Below are 16,722 nucleotides of genomic sequence, written 5' to 3'. Positions count from 1 at the left end.
CGTCCCTCGCCGCGGCGCGGTTCGGCGTGACACAATCGCCGCTCAGCGGACAGGTGTCCGGTCTGCGGTCGAAGAGATGGTGGTTACATGGAGATGCCCACACGCTCGGTAGTGCCGGGCCAGGGCGGCGGGCCACTGTCCGGCTTGCTGGTCGCCGACTTCTCCCGGGTGCTGGCAGGCCCGTACGCGACCATGCTCCTGGCGGACCTCGGGGCCGAGGTGATCAAGGTCGAGTCCCCCGGCGGTGACGAGACCCGGACGTGGATGCCGCCGACCCGTGGTGAGACATCCACGTACTTCCTGGGGGTCAACCGCAACAAGCGCTCCATCGCACTGGACCTGCGCACCGAGGCGGGCACGGTCGCAGCCCGTGAGCTGGCGCGCCGGGCGGACGTCGTGATCGAGAACTTCATGCCCGGCACGCTCGCCAAGTACGGTCTGGACTTCGACAGCGTCACGGCCGAGAACCCCGCCGTGGTCTACGCCTCGATCAGTGGCTTCGGCTCCAGGGCCGGCAGCCACGTGCCCGGCTACGACCTGATGGTGCAGGCGATCTCCGGATTGATGAGCCTCACCGGCGATCCGACGGACGAGCCCTACCGGGCCGGCATCTCCGTCTTCGACGTGATGGCCGGCAACCACGCGGCCATCGGCATTCTCGCGGCGCTGCGTCATCGCGACGCGACCGGCCGCGGTCAGCATGTCGAGGTCAACCTGCTGTCCTCGGCACTGTCCGGCCTGGTCAACCACAGCTCCGCCTACGTGGCCGGCGGTACGGTGCCCTACCGGATGGGCAACGCGCACCCGAGCGTCTTCCCCTACGAGCCCTTCCCCACCGCCGACCGCGACCTCATCGTCGCCGCCGCCAATGACGGGCAGTTCCGGCGTCTGTGCGAGGTTCTCGGCATTCCCGGGACCGCCGATGACCCGCGGTTCGCGCACAACAAGGACCGCACCGAGCGGCGCGCGGAACTACGGCCGTTGCTGGTGGAGCGACTGGCCACCCGCGGCGCGGCCGAGTGGTTCGAGGCCCTCGTAGCGGCCGGGGTGCCGGCAGCCCCCATCAACACCATCGACGGAGGCTTCGCCATGGCCGAGCGCTTCGGGCTCGACCCCGTCGTCGAGGTCGGGGACGGCGAGCGGGCCGTCCCCATGGCACGCCACCCGATCACCTTCTCCACGACCCCGGCTCGCTACGAGCTGCCGCCTCCCGAACTCGACGAGCACGGCCCCGAACTGCGCAAGTGGCTGGCGACACCGCGAGCCTCGCACGCGGCGAAGGAGGATGTCCGTGGCTGACCGGCCCAAGACCTACCCGACCGCACTGGGGGCATCCTCCCGCACCTCGATCACCCTGCTCGGCGAGGACCTCGCCCGTGACGTGATGGGCGAGGTGGGCTTCGGGGAACTCGCCTACTGGCTCGCCACTCAGCGCCGCCCCACGCCCGGCCAGGTACGGGTCTTCGAGGCCGTGCTGGCCGCGCTCGCCGACCACGGATTCACCCCGACCGCGATCGTCACCCGCCTCACGTATCTGTCGGCGCCGGATTCGGTGCAGGGCGCACTCGCCGCCGGGCTGCTGGGCGGTGGCTCGCGATTCCTCGGGGTCACCGAAGACACCGCGGTCTTTCTGCACGAGGTACTCGAACGCCACTCCGGCCCGCTGCCGTGCGGCGAGGCGGAATGGGACGCTCTCGCCCTCGAAACGCTGCGCGAACAACGGGCGGCCGAGCGGTTCGTGCCGGGCCTGGGCCATCACGTCCACAAGGACGGCGATCCGCGCACTCCGCGGCTCATGGAGATCGCCACGGAGGAAGAGCAGTTCGGCGCCCACCTGTCACTGTTCGCCGCCATCGGCCGGACGCACCCGCAGGTCCTGGGCAAGACTCTGCCGCTGAACGGCGCAGGGGTGTGCGGGGCCGCCCTGGCCGACCTCGACCTGCCCATCCCGCTGCTGCGCGGCTTCGCTCTGCTGGCCCGCACAGCAGGGCTGATCGGCCAGCTCGCCGAGGAGATGCGGCATCCGGTCGGTAACGACATCTTTCTCTCCGTCGACCTGAACAACCGGCCCGTGGCCCCAGACCCGCACCCGGGACAACGCCCATGAGCCGACCACCGGCCTGCGGCCCCTTCGTCCTGCTCGTCCACGGGGCGCACCACGGTGCCTGGTGCTGGGAGGCGGTGACGGAACGGTTGGGTGAGGCCGGCCTCCGCAGCTACGCCATGGACCTTCCTCTGAGTTCCTTCACCGACGACACCGAGGCGGTGCGGGAAGCCGTACGCGAAGGAGCACGACACGGCCCCGTGCTGCTCGTCGCACACAGCTACGGTGGCCTGCCGGTCTCGGCCGGCGGGCACGCCGCCGCACGCCTGGTCTACGTCGCCGCGCGGATGCCGATGCCCGGCGAGTCCGCGGCACGGCTGACACCCCGTTGGAACGATCCCGCCTTCCACCAGTCCGTGCAGACCGGCCCGGACGGCACGGTGACGCTGCTGCCGACCGCTCGCGCGGCGCTGTATTCCACCACGCCCGTGCGGTACGCCGAACACGCCAGCACACTCTGGCGGCCGATGCGCAGCCGGGTGCCGCACACGCCCCTCGACGACCCGGCGTGGCTGACAGTGCCCAGCGCATACGTCGTGTGCGCCGCGGACCGGACCGTACTGCCCAAGGCACAACGCGCCTGCGCCGCGCGCGCCACTACACGCGTCGAACTCGACTGCGACCACTCGCCGTTCTACTCGGCACCCGATCCGCTGGCCCAGTTCCTGGCCTCGCAGGCAGCTCTCGTCACACATGGTTGAGCCTCCGGGATGGGGGTCCCGCCTCTGTCTCACTTCCGGCTTCCGGTGGTCGCTGAGCGTGATCCCATCCGATGAGGACGCGATGTCGCAGGAGACGGAAAGACGGGGTGCCCGTGCGGCTCGCTGCCGTGCCGCGCAGGCTGGCACGGCAGCAGGAACACCGCTGGCCGCCCTCCAGCGCAGGAAGTGCAGGTCGTCCACGATCAGCAGCTTCACATCGCAGGAGAGCACGCAGTCCAGGGCTCGCTGGGCGAACTGCCCGGTGGTGCCGGTGGTGCGGCCAGGGTGGCCGAAGAACTCCTGCATTGCCCGGTTGAAGTCCTTCATCCCGGTGTTCCCGGTCAGGCCCACCCGGCAGACGGGGAGCCGTTCGTGCCCGCCGACGGTGAACGCGCCTCCCTCAGCAGAGCCGGACGACCGGGCAGGCAGTCGAAGGCCTCTCCCAGCGTGTCCCCGTCCCCGACCCGGTCGCGTACTTCGTCGAGGATGACCGGGTCGAACAGCCGCTCAGGCGGTGACTCCTCCTCCACCGCCTGAGCGTGTATCTCCTCGGTCAGGTCCGACTCGAACAGCCAGTCGCGGCGGTAGCCCGCGAGGAACCGGACGTTGGCCAACTCGGCGTCCGGCGGTTCGCTCCACACCTCGTAACGCCAGCCGCGGGACTCGACCGCCTCGCGGGTCCAGCCGAAGGTGCACGCGTGCTCCGGCTTGGCCGCCCGGTGCCGTGGCTTGACGTCAACGACCAACGGGCTTGCTGTGGTTGCCATCAGGTAGTCTGGGATGTGCTGGCGCAGCACGCCGTCCGCTTCGGCCCGCAGCAAGAAGGGCTGGGCCACGATCGCTGTCACATCCCGGTCGAAGTCCGCGTAGAGCAGCCGTGCCAGCTCTAGCCGCGACTCGTAGATGACGTGATCCGACTGCGTACTCGATCAGTACGAACCCGAGTAGTGCTTCTGCCCCATGTACCAGCGGAACGTCCGCCACGGCTCAGCTTGTGATTTATCCGGTGCGCCGTGGTTTAGTGCCGACCTTGTGGTGTGTTGGTCGGCGGTAGGACTCGCCGGTGGCCAGGAGCAGGCCCACGTCGTAGCGATTAGCGGGGCGGCGATTCTTCGAGCCGGCCGGGGCCGGGCTGGGTGGGTTTCGGCACTGCGGCTGGCGTTGAGGTCCTGGCGTGCAGGTGTCGGAACCCGCGACGGACTCGGGCTGAGGTGAGCTTGTTCGGTTCTGTTGGCTTCTCCCAGGGCCTGCGCAGGTCGGTGGCCAGGGGGCGGGCGAGGCGAAGCTGAGTGTGGGCGGTGACGATCAGCCAGGTCCAGCGGTCCGCCGCTTCGGCATCTCGAAGTCTCGGAGCGGTCCAGCCGAGTGTCTGCTTGATCATTCTGAAGAAGTGCTCGATGTCGAACCTCCGCAGGAAGACCTGCCAGGCCAGGTCGGTCTCCGCTGGGCCGGCTGCGGGTCGGGATCACCACAGCCACAGGGGCTTGGGGTCGCCGCCGCTGGGCAGGTGGTCGACCTGGAGGCGGATGACGGTGCCCTCGACGACCGGGAGCTGGCCGCTGTGGTCCCGCCAAGCGGCGCGCCCTTGCAGCTCGGGATGGAGCCGGTCCCAGCTCTGGGCGTGGGCGGTGCCGTAGCGGGTGGTCTCCGCCTTCGTCTCCGCGTCCGGGGCGCCCCAGGTCCTGGCGTCCTTGAAGATGAACTCGCTGCCGTGCTTGGGCGGCCGCCCGCCGGCTGGGTTGGCCATGGCGAACTCCGCACGGGTCGGTGCCGGGCGGCGCATCACCCTGTCCGAGCGCAGGCGTCCCAGGATCTCGACGGGCTGGTCGCGCAGCAGGTAGGCCAGCCGCGTCACGTCGTAGCCAGCGTCGGCCACGATCAACACCGGCGGTTCGCCCGGGCTCCACTGGCCGGCGGTGACCAGGCGCTCGACCAGGTCCCGCAGCTGTGCGGCGGTGACGGCGGCCAGGTCGTCGCCGGGCCGCAGCCGCACCGCGTCCAGCGGGGCAACCCACGAGGTCCGGCCCGATTCCAGGGCGACGACCCACGAGTACGGCCAGCCCGGGATCATCTGGTGCCTGGCGTCGCCCCGGCCGTAGGTGTGGCAGAACGAGCGGGCGTCGCTCGTGTCGGCGTCGGGCCGAAGCCACGGCGAGACGTCCACCGCCAGCACCAGGCGGCCGCCGGCGGCACGGGGCAGCGGCAGGCCGACCAGCTCGGCCCGCAGCCGGTGGACGTCCAAGCGACCCCGGTTCAGCGCGCCGTAGAGGGCGCCGTGCCCGCGCCGGTGCTCGGGAGCCAGCGCCATGCCGACCAGGGTCTTCACTGGGCCGTCGGTGCACAGCACCGCGTCGGTGAGCTCGAACAGCGCGTCACGCCGTCCGGTCAGGCAGTCGTAGAAGACCCCCGGAAGCGTGACAGTTCCACGCGTGACAGTTCCACGAACGGCTCGCACTGCTCCACCACGCTCACCGCTACGGCCTTCGCGTCAAGTTCTGCACGTCTTGGTCGAGTTCAGGATCACCCGAAGGCCGTACCGCCGTCCCCGGAACACCCGGACGAGTGATCATCGGGTCCGCCCGTTCGACGCCGAACGTACGCGAGGGTCTGCTTCCGCCGTCAGGATCGCGGGGCCCATGGGTCGTCGTGCTCCGTCGGATCAGACTGTTCGGGGTGGAGCATTTCTCGGACGCAGCGCCGCAGTCCGGTCTCGTTCGACCCGCCGGCGGCGGCCATCCAGGGCAGGTCGTCCATGGCGTGGGCGCGCTCGTCGGTGGAGAGGTCGTCGACAACGGCGCGCAGGTAGTCGGGGGCGGGTTCGTCCGTGAGGCAGAGCCAGCCGATCGCGGCGGCCAGCCGGTCCTCGGGAGCTTGCGCCCGGTCCCGCCAGCGCTCTCGCATCCACACGGTGGTCGGCGGATGGGGGTGGGCACGGGTGCCTTCGGCCGTGGCGAAGACCAGCGCGGCGCGCACAATCGGGTCCTGCTCGGCGTCGAGCCGGGTGCGGAAGGCAGCACGGCCCGCGCGGTCGAGGTCGGTAGCTGCGGCCAGGGCGAAGGCGGCGCGGATCCGGATCGCAGGCTCGGGGTCGTGCAGAAGGGGCTTCAGGAGGGTGGCGTCGGCGGTGACCGCAGCCCGGGCGGCGGCAACCGACCAGCCCGCCGGGTAGCCGGTCACCTCGACCCCGTAGTCGTCGTAGAGGTCCTCGTACTGCGTGTCGGCGCGGTGGAGCAGCAGTTCGCCACGGGAGGCGACGCCGAAGTAGCGGGCGCGGGCCGGGGAGGAGACTTCAGCGAGCGCGTCGGCACGGTATGGGTTGCGGGGGTCCGCAGCGATCCGGATCAGGAACGGTACGGCGAGCACAGCGGCGGCCCGCATGTCGTTGGCGCACATACCGCTCACAACACCCGTTCCGGCACTAACGGATGAGCTGCCGGTACGGAGCAGGTCGATGGTCTCCCTGACGTGATTCCCCTGCGGGAAGTTCTCCCAGGGGACTTCGTCGAGCAGGAATCCGTCCTTGACCTCGGGCCGCATGGCGGCCACCACCGTACGCACATCGAACGGTCCGCCCACGAATGAGGACAGGTCCGCCCCGTCCGCCAACGCTCGGCACATCGCGAACGTCGGATCAGTTCGCCACTCGCCCACGTCACACCACCCCACCGCTGAGTCCGATCGGAGTAGATCATGCCCGAGCGGACCGACATCACTGTCGCGGCTCTGCCCTCGCGCCGCGGGGCGAACGCGAGGCCGGCGCTTACTCAAGCAGGCCGCGCGGACGGGTGATCGTCAGGCCTTCCTGTTCGAAGCTGGACGTTAAACGACAAGCTGAGTGCCTGTCCCTGAGGCCGACATGACATAAATGAACGGCTCGTTGGATCTTCAAGGATGTGAGGAGGATCGGGAGCTGCCCGCGAGCTGTTCCCCGAAGCCATCGCGGCCAAGCCAAGCCGCGCTTCCTGTGCTGCATCCTGCAGGCCGGCTGGCACCCGGAAACTCCCACCACCACTCCGTCACCGGAGTCAAAACCCATCGATATGAACTCCACCCGCACCAACTGGAGTCAGAAGGCTTCCGTATACCGGTCTTCGCAGTGGTCGGTGTTGGTTGCGATGCCACTCACTACACCAGGCCGTGGTGCTGCACTCGGGGCGCTCTACGGTAGGTTGGCACTGATGGGGTGATGCGTCGGAACGCCCCGTTGCCATGGGATGGCTCGGTTGGCGCGTAGTTTCTACGCGCATTGGAGTCCGTCATGGCAACCGTAACCCTTAAGCCCACCCTGGTCATGGGTGCTCGAGGCAGCGTGGGTCGGCGTGTCCTTGCTGACCTGCTCGACCGGCAGAGTCCGGTCCGTGCATCGGCGCGGCGTCCGGAGCCGGGGCAGTTCCCCGCGGGTGTTGAGGTGTTCGTTGCGGATCTGACTGACCCGAAGAGTCTCATGCCCGCATTCGACGGAGCCGGGCAGGTGTTCCTGTACGCCAACCACGAGGGCGTGCACGGTGTGATCGCCGCTGCCCGTGCCGCTGGTGTTGAGCGGATCGTTTTGATGTCGTCCGGCAGTGTGATCCACCCCTCGTCGCGCGGGAACGCGATAACCGAAGAGCACCGGGAGGTGGAGGAGGCGTTTCGGGCGGCATCGGATCTGATGGTGGTGCCGATCCGGCCCCTGGTGCTCGCGACGAACGCGCTCGGGTGGGGTTATCCGATCAAGACTTCGGGACGACTGCCGCTGTATCAGCCGGATGCGCTGACCGCGCCGGTCCACGAGCGTGACGTCGCCGCGGTTGTTGTCGCAGCCCTGCTCGGCGACGACGACACCACCGGTCTCCTGACCGGCCCGGCACGAATCTCCCAGCGCGACCAGGCCCACGCTATCGCCGACGCCACCGGCCGGGACATCGCGGTCGACGGGCTCACTCGCGAGGCTGCTCTGGCGCAGTTCGCTCGGTTCATGCCACCGGTCGAGGCGGAAGCTGTCTTGCGGTTTCTCGATGATGCCGCTGCAGGGAATTCGCCCGCGACGGACACGGTCGAAGGGATCCTGGGCCGCCCGGCTTTGGGGTTCGATGTGTGGGCTGCGGACCACGCTGCGGACTTCTCCGTCAGCTGAGCCGACGCGATACCGAGAGGGAAGGGGGAAATGCTGGCGAGTACCGCGGTGAAGCTTTGGGTTCCCGCCCCGAGCAGAGTGGGGAGCAGGATGAGGACCGCGATCCAGGACGGGGCATTGCCGATTGCTGTCAGGCCTCCCGCGGTGAGGCGGCTGGGGGCGTCGGTGATGCGGTGCGCGGTCATGAGGGGGCTCCTGAGTCGGGTCGGGGCTTCCACTGACGTAGTGGAGCGAAAGCGGCCTGCGTCCCTTCGGTGGTCGCGGGCTGGCGGTGGCAGCAGGACGGGAGACTTCTTGGTGAGCACTGGGGTGGGGCGCCGGGTTAGCCGCGCAAGTCCGCAGGCCGGAGGGGACGTTGTCACCCGGATCGGGCCCATTCAAGGACTGTGAGCTGCATCTTCTTGCGCTCGCTTTCGACAAGGAGTCGGTTGCCTGCCGGGTGTCTGGGCAGAGCGCGGCCCCCTACACCCCGGCCTGTTAGCCGCGCAACCCCGACCACCAGCCGGACGGTGCACAGAAAATTTTTGGTCCTGGGCGCGAGCGGTGTGGCAGGGCGTTGACCTGCTCTGGTGGGGGTTGTGGTCGGGGTCTGGCAGGCCGTGGTTGGGGGGTTGGGGCGGAAAGTGATGTGCCTGGTCGGGGTGTCGTGGTGGGGGCGGGGATGTCTATGGTGAAAGCCGTTCGGACGCCCTCGCCCGCCCCGTGGGGCTGTCCGTACATCCCCCGGCGGAACCGGCGCCACGGCCTCCACCAGCTGGTCCCGGATCCGTCGCCGCGGCGATCGGCCTCATGGACTCCTGGACAACGAAGGTGATGCGCAGCTTCGCCTGCGCAGATGCCGGTTCGGTTGTCGCAGCCGTCGCTGTGCCGCTGCGCAGAGCACCATGTGGCCTGCGGTGAGCAGACGCCGACTGCGCAGGCCGTTGCGCAGCCCCGTTCCCGCTGCGCAGCGCTCCTGCGTACCGACAAGTTATTGAGAATTTGAGGCAGCAATCGGGCAGGGTGGAGGGATGCCTGAGTCGTCCTTGCCGGGAGGTTTCGTCAATGCCGTCGTTCGTGTCGGGGACACGGTGCGTCGTCCAGCCTCTGCTCGGACGGGGTTCGTGGGTGATCTGCTGAGGTTGCTCGAAGCCGGTGGCTGGAGCGGAGCTCCGCGGTATCTCGGCGTGGACGACAAGGGTCGCGAAATGCTCAGTTACCTTGATGGGCATGTGGCGTGGGAGCCGCGACAACCTGCTGCCGTGTCGTCGGACGAGAGCCTGGTGGCGGTCGCCCGGCTGGTGCGCGAGTTCCACGAGCTGACGGCCGGCACTGCACTGGTTGGAGAGCACGAGGTCGTATGTCACAACGACCTATCGCCCAAGAACACGGTCTATCGGCTGGTCAGTGGCTCGCTTCGGCCGGCGGCCTTCATCGACTGGGACCTGGCGGCGCCGGGCGCCCGGATCCATGACATCGCTCATGTTTGCTGGCAATACCTCGGTCTCGGCCCGGCGGTGGCCGACGTCGGGGATGCGGCCCGGCGCATGAGGCTGATTGCTGACAGCTACCAGTTGTCGGAGCGGCAACGACTTGTGTCCACGGTCTTGTGGTGGCAGGACCGGTGCTGGCGGGGCATCGAGACCGAGGCCGATGCGGGTGACGTCGCCATGGTCCGGCTTCGTGATGCCGGGGTGGTGAGAGAAGTTCAGAGGGCGTATCAGTGGGTTTCCGATCATCAGGGTGCTTTGGAACGCGCGTTGCAATGAGCGCGTGGTGACGGTCAATCCGGGCCGTTGGGCGGCTTGCAGCTCGGTCAGAGCGATGAAGGCGCGTTCGGTGCCCAGTTCCTTCGGCGTCGGACCGGTAGGAGTGGGTGTGTCGGCGAGACGCTCTGCGAGGGCCATGAGGGCTTCGAGGTCGCCTTCGAGGGCTTCGCGTTCGTCGTCGGTGAGGTCGAGTTGTTCGAGCATCTGGTCGATGCCGTCTCTCATGGCCAGGAGCTGTCCGCGGGTGGACTGCTTGGGGAGGTAGAACGGGCAGCGTGCGCAGGCCAGCCGGTGGGGGCACTTGGCGAAGAAGTCGTAGCTGCAGTAGCCCTCGCCCAGGTCGTAGTACTTCCAGGGCTGTTCGCCGCCTGCGGCGGCTCCGGTGAGGATGGACTCGCGGTCGATGAGGACCTGGATGGTGCGGACGTTGCGGGCGAAGTAGTCGGCCTTCCTGTAGGCGGCGGTGAGGGTGCGCTGCAGGATCGCGGCGTAGTAGCGGGTGCTGGCGGGGTGCTTGTGGCCGAGCCATTGCTGCAGATCGTTGAGGGTTAATGGCTCGCGGGTGTTGAGGAGTTGGGTCGCAATCGTGGCGCGGGCCCTGTGACTGGTCAGCGCGCTGCGGGAGTCGGTCTGCGGGACGCCGACTTGCGGCAGAGAGCAGGGAGGATGTTGTGGTTGAGGTACTCCTTGCCGACGAGCTGGCCGCGGTGGCAAAACAGGTGCTGCCGCTTCTGCCCGGTCTTGCGGTCGATCAGGTCGGGCTGGGGCGGCCGGATGAGTTTCCAGGCGTCGATGAGCTGGCGAGGAACTGGGCCGCGCGGTGCGTACGGCGTTCATCTGCGACTACCTCGCCGACGCGGACCTGCGGCGCGAGATCAACGACGGCCTCCAGGTCGTGGAGAACTGGAACTCCGCCAACCACGACCTGTTCTACGGCAAGGACGGCGACCTGACCGGCTCCGACAAGGAGAGCCAGGAGGTGTCCATGCTCGCCCTGCACCTGCTCCAGTCGGCGTTGGTGCACGTCAACACCCTGCCCCTCCAGGCCATCCTGAGCGAGGAGAAGTGGCAGAAGCGACTCACCGACGCCGACCGGCGGGCCCTGTCCCCGCTGTTCTGGACCCACGTGAACCCCTACGGCCGGTTCGAGCTGGACATGAACTCCCACCTCGCCCTCGCCGCCGCGGCGTCCAGGGTGCCCGGCCCCCGAGCCGCGCCCGATACGCAGACCTCTGAGCCCGCAGCAGAGGGAGCCAGGCGCTCGGCGGCCCTCACGACGACGTCACTGACGTGCGGATCGGAGTGCGAAGCTCGAACGGGTGGCCGCGACACCGTCCGTCGCGCCCGGCGATCCCCCTCAACCCGCCACTCTCACAAACGGTCCTTTGCGCGAGCAAGGTCAGAAGCGGGCCGCCGGACCCCCGCCGATCCCAGATTCGTTCGCAGAACCCGTTCTCACTCAAAAGCGGGACGGACCCCCTTCTGAGACTTGCATTGTGCGAAAATCCGGGTCCATGACGGGCCCTCAACAGCCTTCCCCAACCGACCGGTCGGACGCGGACGATTGGGAGGACCTCCGACCCATTCCTAGATCACGCGGCCTATACCCTCTCCGTTCCCCGGGAGCCGAAAGGGTGTTCCATTTGAGGGAGATCGCGGGTTAAGGTCGCGACCTGCGAGATCTTGTACGGAGGTGCCCGGGATGGAGAACAGCGCGCCCGCACGCCAGGGCCGTCCCCCAGGCCCTCGGACCGCCGAGGGGGAGCTGACGAGCCGCCAGTTGGCCATCGTCCGCTACATCAGGGAGTCGGTCGACCGGCAGGGCTACCCGCCGTCGATGCGGGAGATCGGCCAGGCCGTGAAGCTCGCCAGCACGTCTTCAGTCGCCCACCAACTGATGGCCTTGGAGCGCAAGGGCGTCCTCTACCGCGACCCGCACCGTCCCCGCGCCTACCAGGTCCGGCCCTCGTGGGCACCCGACCTGGGCGGCCGGAGCGCGGCGCCGGTCGACGTACCGCTCGTCGGACGGATCGCCGCTGGCGCACCCCTGCTCGCCGAGGAGATGGTCGAGGACGTCTACTCCCTGCCCCGCCAGGTCGTGGGTGACGGGGACCTGTTCGCCCTGACCGTGTCCGGCGACAGCATGATCGACGCGGCGATCTGCGACGGCGACATCGTCACCGTGAAACGGCAGGACAGCGCCGACCACGGTGACATCGTCGCCGCGCTCCTGGACGACGAGGCCACTGTCAAGGTGCTGCGCCGACAGGACGGGCGGGTGTGGCTCATGCCGCGCAATCCGTCGTACGAGCCGATCGCCGGCGACGAGGCACGGATCCTCGGCAAGGTCGTCGGCGTCCTGCGCCTTCTCTGAACAGCCCGGCCCGCACCGACGCCGAGCGGGGTAGGGACGGACCGATAGCCTGACCACTGAGCGGCAGGGCATCCAGGGACACGCACTTTCAAGTCCCACGATATGTATGCCCAGTTCGTCCACGTGGGCGGCGGCGCTCACTGGCTCCTCCGGCCTCGGACTTCGATCGAGGAGGCGAGTGCGAGCACGGCGTCAGGGTCGGCCTGAGCCAGGCGCACCGCGTGGCTGTGCCGAACTCCTCCAGCATCCCGGTCCGGGCCATGGCCCGTAGCAGGGCGCTATGGCCCGCACCGAGGCCGGGATCGCCTCAGGGGCCTTCGGAGGAGTCAGGCCATGGCTCTCCAAGATGACGTGCAGGCGCCAGTCGTCGTACTCGATCACGTATTCAATGTCAGAAGGTCCTCGGGCTCGTGCAGCGCTACGGTGCGTCTCCGTGGACGGTGACGGTCTTGGCTCGGGTGAGGGCCACGTAGAGCTTGCGGTGGTCTTCGCTGTTGACCCAGGAGGCTGTGCGGGCCTCGGTGTCCGGCCAGGAGTGCCATCTCGCACCGAGGGGAAGTCTCCGGCGACAGCGTTCTCACGACTGGAGGAGTTGCCTTGCGTCCACGCATCCGACGGACAGCATCCAGAATGACCGTATTCGCAGCCGCCCTCACGGCCGTCGCAGGACTGACGCTGGCCGGCGCGCCCGGCGCGGCCGCCGACGACCGAGCCTCGTTCAACCTCACAGTCGGCGCCACCTACTTCAAGGGCACGATCGAGTTCTACAACCGGTCCGTCACCGTCAACGGCGTGCTGCGGGGCCTGAGCACCGGATGTCGACGGGGCGCGGCCTGGGCGTTCGCCTCGAGCGGGTCCACACTGGACAACCGGTCCACGACTGCGGTGTGCAACGGGGCCGTCTCCAAGACGATCCCGCTCACGGCCGACGTGCCGGGCGGAGCCGCAGAGGTCGAGGTCGATCTCCTCGAAGGCAACGGCTACCGGATCGCCAGCTGTCACGTCCAACGCGGCTTCGAGTATTGCGAGTAGGAGAGGATCAGGCCCAGGTGTCCAGCGTATCTCGATACTGCCCCAGATCCTGACTGGCATGAGCCGTACTGCCGGTAGGCGCTGCTGGCTGCTGCGCTGGACACCTGGGCTGCCCTGCGCGCCGAGTTTGCCCTGGGGAACTGCTCGATCCGTGGCCTGGCCGCCCGCTACAGGCATGCGTGACGCGCAATCAGGTATGTGTCACCTTGCGCGAGTTCGACTCAGGTGCTCGACCGACGAGACGGAACGCCGCCTCCGCCGCCATCGCCACCGGCAGCGGATTACCGCACTCCCCGGCAGTACCGCCGAGCCACCCCGCTAGCTCCGTACTTCGCGGGTAGCTCGTTCAGGTCTCTGGCCAGCGGGGATGCGTCGGTTCCAGGCCGAGGAGATCGAGGAGATGGAGCTGGACGCCGCGGCTGATGACGATCGTGGGTGGGTCGGTGGCGCTGCCGACGCGTAGCCGCAGGCCGGAGAGGTGGTAGAGGATCATCCGGCCGGTGGGCCGGGTCTGCTGGTTGCTGGGATCGAGCCCGGGCATCTTCTGGTCGCCTCCGAGGGCCCGGCGGACCTGGCGCTCGATCAGGCAGAACACGAGCAGGGCCAGGCAGATCACCGTCACCAGTGCGGCGATCCTCTTGTTGTCCTGCACGAAGACGGGGGTGACGGCCAGGGGGCCTTTGAAGTCGCCGTAGCGGCGCTCGACGGTGCCCTGTCCCTTGTGGCGTCGTAGTACCTCGGCGGCGTCGGCCTGTTCGGGGGTGAGGGTGGTCAGCAGCGTGTACCAGCCGTCGACGGCCGCTTCGGCCTGGAGGACGTCCCGGTCGAAGTGCCAGTCGAGGGCAGGACGTCCGGTGTCGTCGGTGGTGATGGAGGTACGCAGGCAGCCGGTGACGCGGCGGGTTCTGGCAATCACGCCGATGCGGGCGGCGATCTTCTGGACGGTGCTGTAGTAGCGGCCGCTGGCCCCGCGCTGCAGCTTGTCGAGCTCTTCTCGGGCCTTGGCCAGGCGTTTGTCCCGGGCCCGCTGCTGACCTCTGGCGTTGCCGGTGGAGTGGCACCAGGATCCGGCGCACTTCCACCTGCGGGTCGCGCTTGCGTGGTCCGGACAGGACGTGGGTGTCCTCCAGCACGCGGTAGGTCTCGCGCCGCTCTGCCGGGGTGTTCTCGTCCCGGGCGGGGGTGTAGTCCACGACGGCAGCCGCATCCAGGTCGAGGGCGGCATAGACCGCGTCGTCGACCATGGAGGCCGGGGCCGGGGCGATCAAGCGCGTCCCGGCCTTGATCAGGGCGGTGACGTTGTGGTGCAAGACGAGCTTGGAGTCCGCGATCAGCAGGAACTCCTTCGGCCCGGCTATCGCGCAGGGCCTTCATCGTGCCGGTGATCTGGGAGATCTCCGCAGCCCCGCCGTCGATGACGCGGGACAGCAGCGGGATACCGCCGCCGCCGGTCACCGCGAGGCCGGTTTGGATCTGCTTGAGATCGTATCGGCGGTCCTTGGGATGCCCGTGCCTGACCTGGGGATAGTCCTCGTCCTGGTCGTCGGCCGGGTAGGCGCCATGCAGGGACATGGAGGTCATGTCCCAGTGGCATGTCGACACATCGATGCCGAACTCGCCGATCGCGCGGGCCCCGATGCTGTCGGTGAGCTCCGTCAGGTGCCCGGCGATGGCGTTCAGGGCCCGGCCCAGCCGGTCGTCGTTGAGCAGCTCCGGCTCGATGCCGAAGACCTCCTCCACCGCCCACTCACGCGCCCAGTCGTCCACCCGCCACAGCGGGGCGGGCGCGGTCAGCCGGTTGGCCACCAGCGTCTCGATGACCTGGCCGTGCGTCAGGTGAGCAATGTCATGGCCTGGGCACAACCGGTCGACGGTCCCGGCCAGATCCAGCCGGCGCAGGAACTCGGCAGCCACAGGCAGAGCGCCCAGACGCTTCTCCACCACGGCGCTGACCACGCATTCCATGCGCGGACGCATCGTCCGTGGCCGCGGGGACCGGGAAGACTTCCTCACACCCCACCAACGCGGCCACGGCTCCAACAGACACTCCCGTAGGCCCCGAACCAGCCGATTCAGTCAGCCGCGAAGTACGGAACTAGCAGCGGCCGGCGCCCGCAGCCTCAGATCAACCGGCAGCCCCGCAGGTCGGGGCCTTGCCGCCTGGCACGTGGCGGCTCACACTGGAGGGCCGCATTGCCCACGGAGGACCTGTGACCCTGAACGACAGCGAACGAGAGGTGCGTCGTCGGATGGCGGCGCATGAGCTCTACACCGACAGCGCGCCCGGCCTCGATCGCTTGGAAGAGGAACGCGTCCGCGGCAAGGAACTGGCGGACGAGTTCAACCGTACCGGCGCGCGCGACCCGGAGACCCGTCAGAACATTCTCCGCAAGCTGTTCGGCGCGCTGGGGGACCGGGTCTGGATAGAACCGCCGCTGCAGGTCGCCTACGGCAACCATGTCCACCTCGGCGACGACGTCTACGTGAACTTCGGGCTCACCCTCGTCGATGACACGGACGTCTTTATCGGCGACCGGGTCATGTTCGCGCCTCATGTGACGATCACCACGACCGGCCATCCCGTCCACCCGGAACTGCGCCAGGACGGCAGCCAGTTCTCCGCGCCGGTACGTATCGAGGACGACGTGTGGATCGGCGCCGGCGCGATCATCCTGCCGGGCATCACCATCGGACAAGGATCGGTCATCGGCGCGGGAAGCGTCGTGACGGCCAACGTGCCGCCGATGGTCGTCGTCGCCGGAACACCCGCACGCGTCCTGCGAAAGATCACTGACGCGGATCGCACGTGGACCTACCGCCCGCCCCGCACCCTGGAGGCGGAAAACGACTGACATCTGGAAAACGACAGGCATCTGCAGGAGCGTCCCGAACAGGTGCGGCAGCACGCGCAGCTGACGGAGCCGGGCACCCGGCCCACACGTGCCAGCCGTCCTCCGACTCCACGTCCGCGCCCGCCGCCGCGCCCGTCAGGACCGAGCCGCTGTCCGTTCCCGCGCGGGGCCCGAGCGGGAACGCGTCCCAGGCAAACTCCAGGACGTCTTCTCGTACTTCTTCGCCGCCTCCCGCAGTACCGGCGCGAACGCGGTGGAGCCGGAGAGCGTGAGCGTCCCCTTGGCGCAGTCCAGCGGTGCGGTGTGGGCGTCGCCCCTGGTGAACGTGAGGAGCGACTGGACCGTGCCCACCAGCACCAGCACCAGCACCAGCACGGCGAGCAGCACCTGGACCGGCCGCGAGGCGAACGGGGAGTACTCCGCCCTCTTGATCGTCCCGCCGCGCACCCCGCCCACGATGCTGCCGGGCAGACCACCAACTGGCATCAGGTCAAGGGCAACGACGTCCCGATCCGCCTCATCAGCCGCCACCCCGGCTCCGGCCCCCGTGCCACCCTCGAACGCCAGGTCCTGGGCGGGCAGCCCCCCCGGCGGTCACCGCGGACGACTGCGCGGCCCTGGACGAGAAGAATCCGGGCCGCTGCGAGGCCGGCGACACGGATACCCTCCTCAGCTTGTCCTACCTTCCAAGCGTGGTTCCATGCCGGTCATTCGTAAGATCGGCGGACCCAGGGGTTCTGGGTATGGCTGTGAGCTTGTCGCCGCTGGATGGCTCAAAGAACTTGGCCGCCCGGA

Annotated in this window: 14 protein-coding genes and 2 pseudogenes; 10 read left to right on the top strand and 6 right to left on the bottom strand. The window is 68.7% G+C overall.

The window, feature by feature from the left end:
* Window positions 1–87: 87 nt before the first annotated feature.
* The 3 genes from ACIRA5_RS48605 to ACIRA5_RS48595 are packed head-to-tail and all read left to right on the top strand — an operon-like array spanning window position 88 to window position 2,805.
* Window positions 88–1,299, top strand: coding sequence for a CaiB/BaiF CoA transferase family protein (locus ACIRA5_RS48605; RefSeq protein ID WP_403703616.1), 1,212 nt, complete (start codon window positions 88–90; stop codon window positions 1,297–1,299).
* Window positions 1,292–2,107: a citryl-CoA lyase gene (locus ACIRA5_RS48600; protein ID WP_403703613.1), complete on the top strand. Its 816-nt coding sequence runs from the start codon at window positions 1,292–1,294 to the stop codon at window positions 2,105–2,107. The genes ACIRA5_RS48605 and ACIRA5_RS48600 overlap by 8 nt, the downstream gene beginning before the upstream one ends.
* Window positions 2,104–2,805, top strand: coding sequence for an alpha/beta fold hydrolase (locus ACIRA5_RS48595; protein ID WP_403703610.1), 702 nt, complete (start codon window positions 2,104–2,106; stop codon window positions 2,803–2,805). Before ACIRA5_RS48600 ends, ACIRA5_RS48595 begins: the two co-directional genes overlap by 4 nt.
* A 341-nt stretch (window positions 2,806–3,146) precedes the next feature.
* Here ACIRA5_RS48595 and ACIRA5_RS48590 read toward each other — a convergent pair.
* From ACIRA5_RS48590 to ACIRA5_RS48580, 3 genes and pseudogenes are all read right to left on the bottom strand, one after another.
* Window positions 3,147–3,722: pseudogene (locus ACIRA5_RS48590) on the bottom strand (TnsA-like heteromeric transposase endonuclease subunit); the annotation flags it as partial.
* Window positions 3,723–3,804: 82 nt separating this feature from the next.
* A pseudogene (locus ACIRA5_RS48585) lies at window positions 3,805–5,247 on the bottom strand (NF041680 family putative transposase).
* Between the two features lie 177 nt (window positions 5,248–5,424).
* On the bottom strand, window positions 5,425–6,456 hold the full coding sequence (locus ACIRA5_RS48580; RefSeq protein ID WP_403703607.1) for a hypothetical protein: 1,032 nt from the start codon (window positions 6,454–6,456) through the stop codon (window positions 5,425–5,427).
* 607 nt (window positions 6,457–7,063) lie between these two features.
* On the opposite strand from ACIRA5_RS48580, the gene ACIRA5_RS48575 reads away from it, so the two are divergent.
* From ACIRA5_RS48575 to ACIRA5_RS48550, 6 genes are all read left to right on the top strand, one after another.
* Window positions 7,064–7,921 carry an SDR family oxidoreductase gene (locus tag ACIRA5_RS48575; protein WP_403703604.1) on the top strand — a complete coding sequence of 286 codons (858 nt, stop codon included), beginning with the start codon at window positions 7,064–7,066 and terminating at the stop codon, window positions 7,919–7,921.
* A 1,010-nt stretch (window positions 7,922–8,931) separates the two neighbouring features.
* Window positions 8,932–9,669 (top strand): phosphotransferase, encoded by a 738-nt coding sequence (locus ACIRA5_RS48570; protein WP_403703601.1) that lies wholly within the window; start codon window positions 8,932–8,934, stop codon window positions 9,667–9,669.
* Window positions 9,670–9,705: 36 nt separating this feature from the next.
* The gene (locus tag ACIRA5_RS48565) at window positions 9,706–10,221 is read left to right on the top strand and encodes a hypothetical protein (RefSeq protein ID WP_403703599.1); all 516 of its coding nucleotides are present in this window, start codon (window positions 9,706–9,708) and stop codon (window positions 10,219–10,221) included.
* Window positions 10,222–10,489: 268 nt separating this feature from the next.
* Window positions 10,490–11,155: a Tn3 family transposase gene (locus tag ACIRA5_RS48560; protein WP_403703596.1), complete on the top strand. Its 666-nt coding sequence runs from the start codon at window positions 10,490–10,492 to the stop codon at window positions 11,153–11,155.
* Between the two features lie 216 nt (window positions 11,156–11,371).
* On the top strand, window positions 11,372–12,043 hold the full coding sequence (gene lexA, locus ACIRA5_RS48555) for a transcriptional repressor LexA (protein WP_403703593.1): 672 nt from the start codon (window positions 11,372–11,374) through the stop codon (window positions 12,041–12,043).
* 630 nt (window positions 12,044–12,673) lie between these two features.
* Window positions 12,674–13,075 carry a hypothetical protein gene (locus ACIRA5_RS48550; protein WP_403703590.1) on the top strand — a complete coding sequence of 134 codons (402 nt, stop codon included), beginning with the start codon at window positions 12,674–12,676 and terminating at the stop codon, window positions 13,073–13,075.
* A 346-nt stretch (window positions 13,076–13,421) separates the two neighbouring features.
* Here ACIRA5_RS48550 and ACIRA5_RS48545 read toward each other — a convergent pair whose 3' ends face one another.
* Together ACIRA5_RS48545 and ACIRA5_RS48540 are read right to left on the bottom strand one after the other, a co-directional pair.
* Window positions 13,422–13,991, bottom strand: coding sequence for a hypothetical protein (locus ACIRA5_RS48545; RefSeq protein WP_403703587.1), 570 nt, complete (start codon window positions 13,989–13,991; stop codon window positions 13,422–13,424).
* Window positions 13,988–15,040, bottom strand: a complete 1,053-nt coding sequence (locus tag ACIRA5_RS48540) for an IS1634 family transposase (RefSeq protein WP_403703584.1) — start codon at window positions 15,038–15,040, stop codon at window positions 13,988–13,990. The genes ACIRA5_RS48545 and ACIRA5_RS48540 overlap by 4 nt, the downstream gene beginning before the upstream one ends.
* A 245-nt stretch (window positions 15,041–15,285) precedes the next feature.
* Between ACIRA5_RS48540 and ACIRA5_RS48535 the strand changes: the two genes are divergently transcribed.
* The gene (locus ACIRA5_RS48535) at window positions 15,286–15,927 is read left to right on the top strand and encodes a sugar O-acetyltransferase (RefSeq protein WP_403703581.1); all 642 of its coding nucleotides are present in this window, start codon (window positions 15,286–15,288) and stop codon (window positions 15,925–15,927) included.
* A gap of 135 nt (window positions 15,928–16,062) precedes the next feature.
* On the opposite strand, the gene ACIRA5_RS48530 is transcribed toward ACIRA5_RS48535, so the two are convergent.
* A complete protein-coding gene (locus ACIRA5_RS48530; protein WP_403703580.1) occupies window positions 16,063–16,413 on the bottom strand; it encodes a hypothetical protein in 351 nt (116 codons plus the stop codon).
* Between the last annotated feature and the right edge of the window lie 309 nt (window positions 16,414–16,722).

The organism is Streptomyces sp. NPDC096311 (assembly GCF_044763085.1).
Classification (GTDB): domain Bacteria; phylum Actinomycetota; class Actinomycetes; order Streptomycetales; family Streptomycetaceae; genus Streptomyces.
Note: the sequence above shows the minus strand (reverse complement) of the source record. Positions and strands in the feature narration are given on the sequence as shown.

Excerpts from the sequence above, each read along its gene's own strand:
- ACIRA5_RS48605 (WP_403703616.1), top strand. The coding sequence starts at position 88 with ATGGAGATGCCCACACGCTCGGTAGTGCCGGGCCAGGGCGGCGGGCCA.
- ACIRA5_RS48595 (WP_403703610.1), top strand. The coding sequence starts at position 2,104 with ATGAGCCGACCACCGGCCTGCGGCCCCTTCGTCCTGCTCGTCCACGGG.
- ACIRA5_RS48575 (WP_403703604.1), top strand. The coding sequence starts at position 7,064 with ATGGCAACCGTAACCCTTAAGCCCACCCTGGTCATGGGTGCTCGAGGC.
- ACIRA5_RS48570 (WP_403703601.1), top strand. The coding sequence starts at position 8,932 with ATGCCTGAGTCGTCCTTGCCGGGAGGTTTCGTCAATGCCGTCGTTCGT.
- lexA (WP_403703593.1), top strand. The coding sequence starts at position 11,372 with ATGGAGAACAGCGCGCCCGCACGCCAGGGCCGTCCCCCAGGCCCTCGG.
- ACIRA5_RS48550 (WP_403703590.1), top strand. The coding sequence starts at position 12,674 with ATGACCGTATTCGCAGCCGCCCTCACGGCCGTCGCAGGACTGACGCTG.
- ACIRA5_RS48540 (WP_403703584.1), bottom strand. The coding sequence starts at position 15,040 with ATGGAATGCGTGGTCAGCGCCGTGGTGGAGAAGCGTCTGGGCGCTCTG.
- ACIRA5_RS48530 (WP_403703580.1), bottom strand. The coding sequence starts at position 16,413 with ATGCCAGTTGGTGGTCTGCCCGGCAGCATCGTGGGCGGGGTGCGCGGC.